The organism is Pelatocladus sp. BLCC-F211 (assembly GCF_041928655.1).
In the GTDB taxonomy this organism is placed as follows: Bacteria; Cyanobacteriota; Cyanobacteriia; order Cyanobacteriales; family Nostocaceae; genus Pelatocladus.
In genome coordinates this window covers 1-14,240 of sequence record NZ_JBHFLM010000060.1, presented here as the reverse complement: position 1 = coordinate 14,240, position 14,240 = coordinate 1, and the positions used below count along the sequence as shown (strand labels likewise).

Annotated in this window: 10 protein-coding genes and 1 pseudogene; 6 read left to right on the top strand and 5 right to left on the bottom strand. The window is 40.1% G+C overall.

Translation table 11 applies throughout. From position 1 onward, the window contains the following. Positions 1-166 precede the first annotated feature (166 nt). Complete coding sequence (locus ACE1AT_RS07070; RefSeq protein ID WP_374866701.1) at positions 167-643, bottom strand: MEKHLA domain-containing protein; 477 nt, start codon at positions 641-643, stop codon at positions 167-169. A gap of 111 nt (positions 644-754) precedes the next feature. On the opposite strand from ACE1AT_RS07070, the gene ACE1AT_RS07065 reads away from it, so the two are divergent. The 3 genes from ACE1AT_RS07065 (at position 755) to hisD (ending at position 3,561) form a co-directional block, all read left to right on the top strand. After that, positions 755-1,186 carry a VOC family protein gene (locus tag ACE1AT_RS07065; RefSeq protein ID WP_374866699.1) on the top strand — a complete coding sequence of 144 codons (432 nt, stop codon included), beginning with the start codon at positions 755-757 and terminating at the stop codon, positions 1,184-1,186. Positions 1,187-1,373: 187 nt separating this feature from the next. Further along, on the top strand, positions 1,374-2,183 hold the full coding sequence (locus ACE1AT_RS07060) for a phosphodiester glycosidase family protein (protein WP_374866697.1): 810 nt from the start codon (positions 1,374-1,376) through the stop codon (positions 2,181-2,183). Between the two features lie 97 nt (positions 2,184-2,280). Next, complete coding sequence (gene hisD / locus ACE1AT_RS07055; protein WP_374866695.1) at positions 2,281-3,561, top strand: histidinol dehydrogenase; 1,281 nt, start codon at positions 2,281-2,283, stop codon at positions 3,559-3,561. 579 nt (positions 3,562-4,140) lie between these two features. Here hisD and ACE1AT_RS07050 read toward each other — a convergent pair. Then, positions 4,141-5,121 carry a sucrase ferredoxin gene (locus ACE1AT_RS07050; RefSeq protein ID WP_374866694.1) on the bottom strand — a complete coding sequence of 327 codons (981 nt, stop codon included), beginning with the start codon at positions 5,119-5,121 and terminating at the stop codon, positions 4,141-4,143. A 1,328-nt stretch (positions 5,122-6,449) separates the two neighbouring features. Here ACE1AT_RS07050 and ACE1AT_RS07045 point away from each other — a divergent pair. The 3 genes from ACE1AT_RS07045 to ACE1AT_RS07035 all read left to right on the top strand — a co-directional run bounded on the left by ACE1AT_RS07045 (position 6,450) and on the right by ACE1AT_RS07035 (position 8,892). After that, on the top strand, positions 6,450-7,196 hold the full coding sequence (locus ACE1AT_RS07045; RefSeq protein ID WP_374866692.1) for a Mut7-C RNAse domain-containing protein: 747 nt from the start codon (positions 6,450-6,452) through the stop codon (positions 7,194-7,196). Positions 7,197-7,284: 88 nt separating this feature from the next. Then, positions 7,285-8,262, top strand: a complete 978-nt coding sequence (locus ACE1AT_RS07040; protein ID WP_374866690.1) for an ROK family protein — start codon at positions 7,285-7,287, stop codon at positions 8,260-8,262. Between the two features lie 60 nt (positions 8,263-8,322). Then, the gene (locus ACE1AT_RS07035) at positions 8,323-8,892 is read left to right on the top strand and encodes a Uma2 family endonuclease (protein WP_374866688.1); all 570 of its coding nucleotides are present in this window, start codon (positions 8,323-8,325) and stop codon (positions 8,890-8,892) included. A gap of 238 nt (positions 8,893-9,130) precedes the next feature. Here ACE1AT_RS07035 and ACE1AT_RS07030 read toward each other — a convergent pair whose 3' ends face one another. The 3 genes and pseudogenes from ACE1AT_RS07030 to ACE1AT_RS07020 all read right to left on the bottom strand — a co-directional run. Continuing rightward, positions 9,131-10,774: an acetolactate synthase large subunit gene (locus ACE1AT_RS07030; protein WP_374866686.1), complete on the bottom strand. Its 1,644-nt coding sequence runs from the start codon at positions 10,772-10,774 to the stop codon at positions 9,131-9,133. A gap of 182 nt (positions 10,775-10,956) precedes the next feature. Then, positions 10,957-12,324, bottom strand: coding sequence for an NAD-dependent succinate-semialdehyde dehydrogenase (locus tag ACE1AT_RS07025; RefSeq protein ID WP_374866703.1), 1,368 nt, complete (start codon positions 12,322-12,324; stop codon positions 10,957-10,959). Between the two features lie 593 nt (positions 12,325-12,917). Beyond that, a pseudogene (locus tag ACE1AT_RS07020) lies at positions 12,918-14,102 on the bottom strand (adenylate/guanylate cyclase domain-containing protein); the annotation flags it as partial. Between the last annotated feature and the right edge of the window lie 138 nt (positions 14,103-14,240).

Below are 14,240 nucleotides of genomic sequence, written 5' to 3'. Positions count from 1 at the left end.
AGAGTTGTAGCACCTGGCGTTTGAGGAACGTAGACGCGCCCTGCGCGGCTGATCGCAGAGTAACCCAACATTATCAAGGCTTTGTTGGGTTTCGCTTGCACTCAACCCAACCTACATTTCTTCTTAACTGAACCGTATTGCAACACACCCTACCATATTTTAATTTTTAGAGTACAAGTTCATAATTCGAGAAAACAGCAGCTTGACCGCAATAGTCATCATTCTCATCCAATAAATTCCACAGAATACCATCTTTAATATCAAAACGTTTACCAGTGCTACTAATCCGAATACCAGAATAATTACTAAAGCCTTTAGTTGTTGTTTCCGCTAACAACCGATTACGCTCCTCTTGTACAACTTCTTCAGCCGTTTTCCGTGAAGGCATTTTAGTAAAATCCTGCCACGAAAGCTCCCATAACTCCAAGGCTCTTTGATTCCCGTAGTTAAAGATTGGATCTGATTCAGTACCATGAGAAACTAAAGCAAAAGGTGCTGCAAATAGTGCTTGGGCTATTTCTTGTACAGAACCATTAACATCTAGTAGAGAACGTCCTGTCCAATACTCAAAACTACGTAATATACGCAAGCTGTGGCGAATCACAGCCTCTTGCTGCCAAGGAAGTTGGATGTTATTGGTCATAGAATAGATATTAAAGTTGCACAATCGCCTAATTATTTCGCAATTTATATATAGATAGTAATACGGCTACTTAAACCTAGCCTCTAGTTCCTCACTCTTATTAGCTCAATTATGAATCAAACTATATTTCATCTTGCTTTTCCTGTCACCGACATTACCCAAGCAAAAGCATACTACGTTAATGGTTTAGGCTGTATTCCTGGTCGAGAAAATCGCCATGCTCTCATTCTCAATCTTTACGGTCATCAATTGGTGGCTCATGTCACCAAAGAACCGTTGACACCACAACGCGGTATTTATCCTAGACATTTTGGATTAGTCTTTACCTCAGAAGAAGACTGGAAATCCTTACTGTTGAGAGCGCAACAGTATCAGCTACTGTTTAGAGAAGAACCCAAACATCGTTTTGTTGGTACTCCTTTAGAACATTCCACTTTCTTTTTAGAAGACCCATTTTATAATTTAATGGAATTTAAGTATTACCGTGATTATGAAGCGATTTTTGGGAATGCAGAGTATCAACAAATTGGCGAGCCTCACTGAGCATTGATGATAGCTAAATGTAGACGCGATAGCGGCTTCCGTAGGTAGCATCTCAAATCGTGAACTAGGCTAGAGATTCTAGAGCCTCCGGCACGCTTCGCGAACGCTCCACTTCTATGCTCAGAATGACAAACATATTTTTCAAAAATTGGGATGCTCCCATCCTGAGAGTCAGCCATTAATTTTAGTGAAGTTGCAAACATTACTATTAGCCATCACCACTGCTTTAATTTTCACCTTTCACAGCCGTATAACTCAAGCGCTATCTATTCCTTCTGGCTTTCAGGCGATTGTGAAAACTACTGGCGTACAAGTCTACAAAAAAGATTCCACAAACGGCAAGTTAGAATATGTGACGGTAGTTAATACCAGCCAAGGGACGATAGAAAATTTAATTGGTGCTGTAGGTAAGACTTCTCAAGAGAAAGTCAGCAAAAAGACGCTCAGTAATTTTTGGCAAGATGCTGTTAGGCAAAATACATCATCTCGAAAAGCCAGAGTTGTTGTCAATGGTGCGTTTTTTTCTACACGCGAACAACCAACGGGAATTGCTTTTGGCTTGAAAGTGCGGGGAAGTTTGATTAGTTTCGGCTATGCTATTGGTAAAGAATATCCTGGTCAAATTCGCACTTTCGCTTTTAACTCTTTATTGGCGAGTGCTAATATTCAGACGTATTTGCAACAGACTTTTGCGCGTTTTCCCGAAGTAGTCGGTGCATTAGATGTGAATGCAGACAAGTTTGCTACAAGATATTTACCACGAACCTTTATTGGTGTGCGAGATGATAATGGCGATCGCATCAAGGAAACAGTATTGTTATATTCAAGTAACTACGCTCGACAAAGCGATGCATCCAGAGTCCTGAGAGATTTTGGTGCTAACGCCCAAGCAATGCTGGATGGTGGTGGTAGTACTGGAATTATTGTAGATGGCAAACCGTTGATTACTACTAATCGTCTCATACCTCATGCGATCGCAGTCTATGCTGGAAAGTAAGCGATCGCAGAGTTGAAACTTTGTTAAAATACTTAACTCGCGCTTTAAACTAAATTATTATCCCGCGTAAACACCCACTACAGCCGAGAGACTTACCATGCAGCTACTGAAAACAACCGACAAAGATTTTTCTACTAAATTCCAAGCATTTGTCAACGAACGTAGGGAAGCAACGGTTGATGTCAGTGGTACAGTCAAAGAAATTATTGCTGATGTCAAAGCGCGTGGTGATACCGCAGTCAAAGAATATACCACACGTTTTGATCGCTACAGCCCTGAATCTTTTCGTCTGAGTGATACTTTTATTGCTGAACAAGCAGCGAAATGTCCCCAGGAAGTTAGAGCTGCTTTGGAAGTTGCTGCTCAAAGAATAACTGCTTTTCATCAAAAACAGCTACCACAAAATATTGCCTACACTGATGAAGTCGGCGTCAAGTTAGGTTTAAAGTGGGTAGCGTTAACAACGGTTGGAATTTACGTACCAGGTGGACGGGCAAGCTATCCAAGTTCTTTGTTGATGAATGCCCTACCTGCTAAAATAGCTGGAGTCGAGCGGATTGTGATGACAGTGCCGATGCCTGGTGGTGAAATTAATCCCGCAGTATTGGCAGCAGCTCAAGTAGCAGATATTACAGAAATATATAGTATTGGTGGAGCGCAAGCAGTAGCAGCTTTAGCCTACGGTACAGAAAGTCTTGCCTCTGTTGATAAAATTGTCGGGCCTGGTAATGCTTATGTGGCGGAAGCAAAACGTCAGGTATTTGGTAGAGTAGGCATTGATAGCATTGCTGGCCCATCGGAAATTTTGGTAGTAGCTGATGGTAAGAATCATCCAGAATGGATTGCTTGGGATTTGCTGTCACAAGCAGAACATGACCCTAGCGCCCAATCGATTTTGATTACCGACTCCCAAAGTTTTGCTCAAGCTGTGACAACAGCAGTTGAACAAATTCTCAAAACCTTACCTACTCAAGCAGTAGCTGCTAAAAGTTGGGAAAATCATGGCGCGGTGATTATTGTCAGTGATTTAGCGGAAAGTATTTCTCTTTTGAATCAATTAGCACCAGAACATGTGGAATTATGCGTAGATGAACCACAAGAGCTTGCCAAGCAAATTCGCTGTGCTGGTAGCATCTTTTTAGGACGCCACACTCCAGAAGCAATTGGTGATTATGTCGGTGGTCCCAATCACGTGTTACCAACAGCACGTTCAGCTCGTTTTGCTTCTGGCTTGAGTGTCTATGATTTTATGAAGCGGATTACCTCTTTGGAGTGCGATGAGCAAGCATTACAAACCATCGGTAAAGCAGCAATTAGCCTCGCTGAAGCCGAAGGTTTACCAGCTCATGCAGGTAGTGTGGCGGTAAGATTCTCTTGAAAAGTTAAGTTATTTGTATTATACTTCGGAATTCCTCGCAAACGTGGTGATGTATTAAGTATGGAATCAAGCGATCGCCTGATCAGTAATTACATTGCATCACCCTTTGGAGGTGGCTATGGAAGGGATTTTATTTACCATCTTGTTAGCGATTTATTTGGTGACTGTGAAGAAGCAACTCACAGAAAACCAGTCTTCAACCAATGAAGAGACAAACGTGATTATTGCTGAAAAATAGTTATTTGACCATTTATTGGTTAGATAACTATCGGTCAAATAACTACGATTTTGCTCAGGGTAAAACGCTTGCGCGACAAACTTAACAGAAGCGAACAGTAGCCGCATCACAAATGTTTTACCCTAACTTCTAGATAAAGTCGCACAACTGTAGCGTTGTATTTCGTAATTGCACTTTCGTGCTAAACCTCATCTAAATATCAAGTCCAGCTAATTATTTGATATTCCCAGGGCGATCCCAAGTATTAGGTAATCACCCAATTACCAATTACCAATTACCAATTACCGACCTCAACGGATAGTATAAGCGCTCAAAGGGAAATGATACAAGTGTGCGATCGCTTACGCCGTAACAGTGACAAATTGCGTGGAAGTCAGCCAGAGACTAGCTACAGCATACTTGACAAATACTGACTCTTGATTGGCATTGCAGGAACTTTTCAATTCCACAGTTTTTGTTTCGTCTTTTACTAATCTCGCCTGATAATTATATTGCGAACCATCAGGTTTTTCAAAAATTAGCTCTGCACGAATTGTATTTTTGTCTGCACTTTGGTCAATTATTCTACCTGCTACTTTATAGTTCAACCAATCCCATCCATAACGAAACATCAGTTCTCTTTCCATAATTTGAATCGAACTTGGCAAGATTCCCCAGCCACGATATACTTTTTGCAAAGATTTAAGATCGCCAGTACGAGTCAATATTGATTCAAATAAATCTTGATTGAGATTCCCATAATATCTAGCTTCTGGCAAGTCTATGCAAGTTGGTGCAAACCGATGTCCACCAAAATGACTAGATTTCCAAATTCGCACATTATCCAAATTCAAATCAGCAACAGCACTTGTAGCGTGAAAGTGAAATGGATTGCCGTATCTAGAGCAGCATTTATCATGACTACCGTGGGTACAAATCAGAATATCACGTGTTGAATTTGTATTTAATTCGTAACTTACTGAATTTTTACCCAATAAATATTTCTTGATGACTGTTGCTGCTTGCTGGATATTTTCTAATTTGTACTCTCGTTTAGATAAACCATTTATTAGACCCTCTTGTTGTTGATAAATCAAAATGGTTGTGCTGTCTGATTTATGGGATAAATTATTAGCAATTAAAAGAAACTTTATTGGTAATTTAGCACGTTTTACTTCCTCTACCAAAGTCCGTAAATTTTCTGGAACCCATCGAGAGTGAAAGGCTTCCGATGCCCAAGGAGTAGGACATTCAATTAATACATAAGTTTGGTGATTGGCAACACTACCAATAATATCTTCTCCTGCTATGCGGGAATTATCGGAACAAAAGAAAGTGTTCATTGAAGGGTAATGATGAATGTACTTAAGGAACAAATAATCTGATCAAAAGAGATGTATTTCTAGCTACAATCTTTTTCAATCAACTGCTTGCTAATGTGAGCAACTCAAAAATCATGTCCGACTTAGCAAACAAGAGAAAACAGGAATTATGGCTAGCTTATCGCCTAATCCTGGTAGCCAATTTATAACATTATTTCTCGTTAAGGTTTGTGCTGTAAATATTTTTTTCACAAATAGCATCAACATTTTTTTCAGAAATTCCTCCTTTATTGCAAACAAAAAATGTCAACTTTGTTAGTGTTGTCAAACAGGTTTTATTAACTTCGTTTTGAAATAAAAGTAGCCAAATTTATATTGAATGGCTGTATGTCATAAATGCTGAAATCAACTTAATTCTTAATTCGCTTTGATTAATCTACGCCTCTACTTTAATTTCATAAATGTTTAACATTCAATTGATTCACTTACTCAGTAAATAAAATTACTGATTTCTCTGTAAAGTGATTGGTTAAGAAATTGTCCCAATATCTAATCTCAATATATTTTCTATTTTTATCCATATTGCAAATTATTCTCAACTATTTTTTAAAAAAATAAAACGCAGTAAAAAATTAAGCAAAGCGTAATATTCTTAACCTCAAATAATATGCTTTAAGGTTAATAAATATATTAACAATTACTTGTTGACCGAAACACAAACACAAGAAGTATTTTTACTTAAGACTTCAGTTTGATATTAATTAGCCTGTGAAGTTTCTCCACCCCCTACTAAAAACTAGATTCTCTTTTACAAGCAAGCATCTACCTCGAATTTAACTTAGATTAATCTTTGTTGCAAGTGTTTATTAATACACTTGACTTTATCTATATTTTGGATTGTGCTAGAACACCCTTAAATCAAGATTAACATGGGTTAAAGAGTAGAAAAAGCTAATATTATTTATGCTTGCATATCCTAGACCAAAAGATAAATATTATCAATACATAAGCAACCAAGTGGGAATAAATAAATGTGAAGGGGTTTTAATCAGCGTCCTAACACTAGGATCAGTAGATTTCAAATAATTTATGTTAATTGCGATGAAAACAGCGATATTCTGGCAATAAGGGATCTCCAAAAAATAAAATATCCAGCCCTATCAAATATATTTTGGCTCAACCCAAGAATTGGTGAGCGTTCCGCCTGAAGGGCGGAACGCGAGGGCTGGATATTTTATTAATTGGAAAGGCCTAAGATGATTCTTACCTGTTGGTTTTCATGGTCATAGTCTGTTTTTATCCATAAAAGTTACTATGATTTACATAGGAAAGATCAATGATTTGTTGGTATGACTAGGGCAACTTTCCAGTTTCATGCAGAATTGAACGATTTCTTGCCACCCAACAAACGGCAGGTGAGAATTGAGCATTTTTATGGAGAAAGAGCCTCAATCAAAGACATGATCGAAGCATTGGGTGTTCCCCATCCTGAAATTGATTGTATTGAAGTTAACGGAGAATCAGTTGATTTTGCTTACATTGTTCAAGATGGAGACACGATTAATGTCTATCCAATTTCCACAGTAGTGCAAACAGCTTGTTTAAGTTTAGTACGACCGAAACCACTAAATACCATTTGCTTTGTATTGGATATTCATCTCGGCAAATTAGCATCTTCTCTGCGACTATTAGGATTTGATACGTTGTATCAAAATAATTATCATGATCCTGAATTAGCAGAAATCTCCAGCACCCAAAACCGAATTCTGTTAACACGCGACAAAGGTCTTTTGATGCGGAGTGTAGTTACTTATGGTTACTATGTAAGGAATACTGACCCACAGCAACAAATTGTTGAAGTATTACGGCGTTTTGATTTATTTGATTTAGTATCACCTTTTAAACGATGTCTGCGTTGTAATGGAATTTTACAAGCTGTAGATAAGCAAGTTGTGATTGACCAGTTACCTGACACTGTAGTGTTATACACTGATGAATTTCATCGTTGTCAAAACTGCGCTCAAATATATTGGAAAGGATCACATTATGAGCGATTACAAAGATTTATTGATGGTGTGCTTGATTTGAATGGTTGATGGTTGTAGAGACGTAGCATTGCTACGTCTCTACATTTGTTAGTGATTAGTGGTTAAAATTACTTTTATTGAAATAACCAACAAGACTGTGAGTTTAATTTTAGCGCTTGATTTTGGTGGTACTAAGCTAGCAGCAGCGATCGCAGATGCTAATTCTCAAGAGTGGTTGAGTTACCAACGCTGTTTATCACCAGCAGATGCTAATGGTAGCACTGATTTAGATATCATGCGATCGCTCATTCATTCTCTATTGCAAGAAGTCAAACCAATGGCTATTGGCGTCAGCTTTGGTGGGCCTGTGGATGCAAATACAGGTACTATCAGGCTATCACATCATGTGCCTGGTTGGGAAAATATACCTTTGCAAAAGTTGTTAGCAGATGAATATGGTGTGAGTGTTGGTGTTGACAACGATGCTAATGTGGCGGCCTTGGGTGAATACAGATATGGTGCGGGGGTTGGGTACGATAGTTTATTTTACATTACTGTTAGCACTGGGGTAGGTGGTGGTTGGATACTCAATGGTAAACCTTGGCGGGGTGCAAATGGTATGGCTGGAGAAATTGGACATATGGTAGTAGACCCAGCTGGACCAATGTGTTTGTGTGGGAAGCGGGGATGTGTGGAAAGGTTGGCGTCGGGGCCGTATATGGCGTTGGATGTAAGGGAGGTTTTGATGAATGAACCGCAGAGGCGCAGAGGACGCGGAGGAGAGATATTGAGGGGTTTGGTGGAGGGAAATTTGAAGTTAATTACTGGGAAGATTGTGAGTGAAGCGGCGATGCAAGGTGATGAGTTAGCACAGGAGATTTTACACCGTTCGGCTTGGGCGTTGGGTGTGGGTATTGGTAATGTGGCAAATTTGATGAATCCGCAACGGTTTGTTTTGGGTGGGAGTGTGACGAAAGCGGGAGAAGGTTTTTGGCGAGTGATTCGTCAGGTAGCGCGGGAAACGGCTTTACCAGAGATTAATTTTGAAGTTGTCCCAGCAGGGTTAGGTGATGATGCACCGTTGTGGGGTGCAGTTGCACTTGCTTTGGATACTGTAGAAACAATTGTGCGTTAGGCTAAAGGCGTAACGTAACATACCCCACTAAAAATTTACTACTTAAAATTTACTCAGAGCATGTCTTTACCATTAACTTATCTCAGCATTGAAGAATACTTCCAACTAGAACAATCTAGCGAAGTTCGCCATGAGTATCTTGGTGGTCAAATCTTTGCTATGTCTGGCGGTAGCAAGGAACATAATACAATTACACTAAATATTGCCAGCAGACTACGATCGCATTTGCGGGGTGGTTCCTGTAGCGTGTTTATGGCTGATATGAAAGTCAGGATAGAATTAGCGGATCAAAATAACAATATCTTTTATTATCCTGATGTTGTTGTTACTTGTAATCGCCAAGACCAAGACCGCTATTTTTTAAATTATCCTTGCTTAATTATAGAAGTGCTATCACCAAGTACAGAAGTCACAGACAGACGAGAAAAACTTGTTAATTATCAAAAGTTAGAAAGTTTACGGGAATATGTATTAGTTTCCCAAGATGATATGAAAGTAGAAGTTTATCGTAAAAATGCTCAAGGAAATTGGTTACTCGAAATTTTAGGTAAAGATAATGAATTAAGTTTAGATTCGGTTGGTCTAAGCTTGACCATGGCAGATATTTACGAAGATATTTTAAGCATTTAGATGTAGACAAACAACTAAGTAAGTCGGCACAAATGTAGAGACGAGCCATGGCGCATCTGGTACTAGTTGGGGTCGTCATTTGTCACCGAGGCGAATCTTAGAAAAACAACCCTCACCCCAACCCCTCTCCCAAACTTGGGAGAGGGGTTGGGGTGAGGGCTTTGTCCATCATTTATCATTCGTTCTTCACAAATGACAAAGAACAAATGACAAATGACAAAGAACAAATGACTATCAATTAAACCACACAATTCAATTCGCCGGCTTTTTGAGTAAAGCGAATATTTTCTCGATAGTCTACAGGACAATCGATCACTGCTGGTACATCTTGTGCTAGAGCTTCTTTGAGGATGGGAACTAAATCGGTAGCAGCTTCTACTCGATAACCTTTTAATCCCATACTTTCTGCTAATTTGACAAAATCAGGATTGCCAAAATGCACAAAAGATGATCTCCCTTTACCAAAGTGATTTTCTTGTTTCCACTCAATTAAGCCATAACCACCATCATTAAAAATCAAAGTCACAAACGCTGTACCAACCCGCAAAGCAGTTTCTAATTCTTGACAATTCATCATAAAGCCGCCATCGCCTGTTGCGGCTACAACTTTACGATTGGGATGAACTAGTTTAGCTGCAACTGCACCGGGAATGGCAATTCCCATGGCTGCAAAACCGTTGGAAATCAAGCAAGTATTCGGACTATGACAATGATAATGGCGGGCAATCCACATTTTATGTGCGCCAACATCAGAAATGACAATATCTTCTGGCCCCATTACCTGACGCAAGTCATAAATGATTTTTTGAGGTTTAATAGGAAACCCGTCATCATTGGCATATTGTTCGTAATCAGAACGAATGTTTGATCTTAAACTAATAGCATAGGGATTGGGTTTAGTCTGGCGGTCTGCTACTTTTAAAATCTCATCAAGAGAATCAGAAATATCGCCTACAACTTCCACACTCGGAATGTAACTACTATCTATTTCTGCTGGATTAGCAGCAATATGAACAATAGGAATTTTGCTATCGGGATTCCATTTTTTGGGCGAAAATTCAATTAGATCATAGCCAACGGCGATCACCAAATCTGTATTATCAAAGCCACAGTTAATAAAATCTCGCTGTTGTAGTCCCACAGACCATAATGCTAAAGGATGAGTATAGGGAATCACTCCTTTACCCATGAATGTGTTAGCAACAGGGATATTTAATTGAGTAGCAAATTGGGTGACAGCGTCGCTGGCTTGAGCGCGAATTGCACCGTTACCAACTAAAATTATTGGGTTATTTGCCTGAGAAATTAAGGCTGAGGCTGACCGAATACTAGCAAAAGAAGCAAAAGTTCTGTCAACATTTTGCTTATATAATGGTGTGCCTTCTACTGGCATGGCAGCAATATTTTCTGGTAAATCAATATGAACTGCTCCTGGTTTTTCACTCTGCGCCAGTTTAAAGGCTTTGCGTACTAATTCTGGTGTAATACTAGGTCGGACAATCTGTTTATTCCATTTTGTTACCGGAGCAAACATAGCCACCAAATCTAAATATTGATGGGATTCGATGTGCATTCTATCTGTTCCGACTTGTCCGGTAATTGCTACTAATGGCGCACCATCGAGGTTAGCATCAGCAACCCCTGTCATTAAATTTGTTGCCCCTGGTCCTAAAGTTGAAAGACACACTCCTGCTTTTCCTGTCAGACGTCCGTAAACATCTGCCATGAATGCTGCACCTTGTTCATGACGAGTAGTAATAAATTGAATCGAGGAGTGTTTTAGCGCTTCCAAAACGTGCAGATTTTCTTCGCCAGGGAGTCCAAAAACATATTGTACTCCTTCATTTTCTAAGCACCTTACTAATAACTCTGCCGTATTCATTGAACTTCCTCACTAGCGAAAAATATTTTAGTCATTAGTCATTTGTGAGCCAGCGCGGTCTTGGGGGTCTCCCCCATGTAGACGCGTAAGCGGCTTCTCGCAGAGTGCGACTGGCGAACCCGTAAGGGTCATTGGTCATTAGATTTGTAAAAATGACTAATGACTAAGGACAAATGACTAAATTACTTAACCCACACTGTTTTAATGTTGACGAATTCATGTATACCTTGAATACCCAATTCTCTGCCATAACCAGATCGTTTAATTCCACCAAAAGGTAAGCGAGGATCGGACTTAACCATGCCATTAATAAAGACTGCACCTGCTTCGATTTCATTGATTAAACGGTGTTGTTCTTGGGAGTTTGTTGTCCAAGCACTTGCACCCAAACCAAAGGGTGTAGCATTTGCTAATTTAATGGCTTCGTCAATATTGGGTATGCGGAATACTAAAGCTACTGGGCCAAAAAATTCTTCTTTGGCGATCGCACTCTCTGGAGAAAGACCTGTAATTATTGTTGGTGGAAAGAAGTTACCAGGACGATCAGCCAACGACTGTCCGCCAATCAGAACTTTTGCTCCTGCTTTGACACAGGTTTCCACTTGCTGATCTAATTCTTTGAGAATATCAGGAGTTGCCAGTGGCCCGACATCAGTATCTGATTGCATAGGATCGCCTACTTTCAGCGCTTGGAATTTTTCTCGCAGTAGCTTTTCAAATTGATCTGCGATCGCTTCTTGAATAATAAAGCGTTTCGCAGCAATACAAGATTGCCCGTTATTGAGCATTCTTGCTGTAGTCGCAACTGCAACTGCTGTTTCCAAGTCAGCACTTTCTAACACAATAAATGGATCACTGCCACCCAATTCTAGAACGGTTTTTTTAATTTGTTTACCAGATGCAACAGCGAGTGATATACCTGCTGGTTCGCTACCTGTTAAGGTAGCAGCTTTTATGCGGTCATCACTCATCAAGTCGCCGACCTTAGCACCAGGTATGAACAAATTTTGAAAGACACCTGCGGGGAAACCAGCTTTGTGGATAATTTCCTCAATTGCCAAAGCACACTGCGGTACATTGGAAGCATGTTTGAGTAAACCAACATTACCTGCCATCAGTGCGGGTGCTGCAAAACGAAATACTTGCCAAAAGGGAAAATTCCACGGCATGACTGCCAGAACTATACCTAATGGCTGGTATTTAACAAAACTTTTGCTAGCATCGCTTTCCACGTAGGTTTCAGCGAGAAACTGGGCAGCGTTTTCAGCGTAGTAACGACATACTAAAGCGCATTTTTCGACTTCAGCGATCGCACTTTTGTAAGTTTTGCCCATTTCCAGCGTCATCACCTTTGCAAAGTCTGCTTTTTCTTGTTCAAGAATAGAAGCAGCTTTTTCCAGCCAACGCGATCGCTCAGAGAAACTCGTCTGACGGTAATGCTCAAAAGCTCGTTGCGCCAAATCTAGTTTGGCAGCGATTTCCGCATCACTATGCGGTTCAAAGTTTTTGAGCAATTCCTCTGTTGCAGGATTAACTGTGGCGATAGGCATAGCCAACCTCCCGTAGAAAATAATTTCACTAAGCATTCGACTTCTTGCAGAAGCAGGGTAAGGGGGAAATGTAAAAGCATAAAAACAAACGTTTTCCCACCTTTGAACTTTGATCTCTCCCAACCGTAAACGCAAAACCGCGTGTTCGTTGGTTGGTAAAGCCTTTCCTCTTTACCCTTTGCTCATATCAAAATGCAAAAGTCATTTTTACAAGTCGTCTATTTTAAATGCTTACCCGTGTCCATACTCTTAGCTACCATAAAAATTTTAGACTTTTCAGCAAGACTTAGTTGGTAAATGTTAATCTTTCGCAATCTAAGCGCAATAAAATATACAATTACGTAAGTGATTATATCTATTGGGTAATATAGTAATCCAATTTTATTCGTGAACCACAAGATCCCAACAAATTTTTTGCTATCAACAGCTTAACGAAGCAAAAGCCTGATTGACGATTCAGAAACTTAATTTACAAATCAAAAAATCTTACGAGTTCCCTGATCCCCGATCCCCGTTCCCCGTTCCCCGTTCCCCGATTCCCGTTCCCCGATTCCCGTTCCCCAATCCCCGTTCCCCGATCCCCGATCCCCAATCTACTTATGCAATTTCGTCTGATACACCTTTACTAGGCGATTGATACCTTTAAAGCGATAATCTCCCATTTCATGGAAATACGAAGGTTGAGAAAGCATTGTGTAAGTAGCTTCGCTGACGATGCATTCACCGGGGGGACAAACTGCTTCCATACGTGCAGCTAAATTTATAGTTGCGCCAAGAGCAGTGTAGTCTACCCGTTGGGAACTACCTACATCCCCAACAACAGCCTTACCACTGTTAATAGCAATTCTTAATTGCAGTGGTTCCTGCCAAAAATTATTAGTATTAAGATGTTCTAGGCGTGTGAGCATTTTCATTGCTGCGGAGACAGCGCGATTTGCGTGATCTGGTTGTGGTTCGGGAGCGCCAAAAAATGCCATGATGCAGTCACCAATATATTTATCTAAAGTGCCGCCGTAGGCAAATACTTCTTTTAACATTTCCTCAAATAATTTATTGAGCAATTCCGCAATTTCTCTTGCAGTGAATCGTTCGGATATCGCAGTAAAACCTACAATATCCGCAAATAAAATGCTAATTTCACTTTCTTTTGGAGCCAAGCGTCCATCTGGTAATGCTCCCACTGCGATCAACTGCTGTACAACTGCTGGGGAATGATAACGTTCTAATCTTTGACGGATGATTTCTTCAGTTTTGAGTTTTTCTGCTAATAACCAACGTTGGACACTGGAAGCAACAATATTTGCCAAAGCTGAAAAAAAGCTGAGTTCTTCTTCACCTTCTTTTGCCCAATGGTAAGAAGAAAGATGAGCATCGGCATACAGCACACCAACTACTTTGTTTTCATCCCACAAAGGTACAGCCATAGCACTGCGAATGTCTTTGACCAGAATACTGTGTTCTCCTGCAAAACGCTCATCATGCTGGGCGTCAGCAGTTTGAATCGCAATTTTTTCGGCAAATACCTTTTGACAGATACTGCGACTAATCCAACTGCCATCATGAGGTAGATATTCATGTTCACAGTTGCTTCTAGTGGCAGAATTGAGGATTTCTAATTTGCCACCACCACTAACATCAATTAATAATGCCAAACGATCAATACTACTTAAGTAACGGAAGACAACTTCTTGCACTTGGGAAAAAATTTCTTCTATAGAAGCCGCAGCCGAGAGATTTTTGGCGATGTCTACTAAGTCTTTGAGGCGAGCAATACTTTTATAAGAAAAAATGCCGAAAACCCCTGAGAAACAGCAACACAGTTGCGATTTTCGTGCTTCAGACAGGGGATGAAGGCTGACCGCAGGATTTATCCTGCATTGGTTCTGGGTTTGGTAAGCTATCTATCCAATCTTCTA

Excerpts from the sequence above, each read along its gene's own strand:
- ACE1AT_RS07070 (WP_374866701.1), bottom strand. The coding sequence starts at position 643 with ATGACCAATAACATCCAACTTCCTTGGCAGCAAGAGGCTGTGATTCGC.
- ACE1AT_RS07065 (WP_374866699.1), top strand. The coding sequence starts at position 755 with ATGAATCAAACTATATTTCATCTTGCTTTTCCTGTCACCGACATTACC.
- hisD (WP_374866695.1), top strand. The coding sequence starts at position 2,281 with ATGCAGCTACTGAAAACAACCGACAAAGATTTTTCTACTAAATTCCAA.
- ACE1AT_RS07050 (WP_374866694.1), bottom strand. The coding sequence starts at position 5,121 with ATGAACACTTTCTTTTGTTCCGATAATTCCCGCATAGCAGGAGAAGAT.
- ACE1AT_RS07045 (WP_374866692.1), top strand. The coding sequence starts at position 6,450 with ATGACTAGGGCAACTTTCCAGTTTCATGCAGAATTGAACGATTTCTTG.
- ACE1AT_RS07035 (WP_374866688.1), top strand. The coding sequence starts at position 8,323 with ATGTCTTTACCATTAACTTATCTCAGCATTGAAGAATACTTCCAACTA.
- ACE1AT_RS07030 (WP_374866686.1), bottom strand. The coding sequence starts at position 10,774 with ATGAATACGGCAGAGTTATTAGTAAGGTGCTTAGAAAATGAAGGAGTA.
- ACE1AT_RS07025 (WP_374866703.1), bottom strand. The coding sequence starts at position 12,324 with ATGCCTATCGCCACAGTTAATCCTGCAACAGAGGAATTGCTCAAAAAC.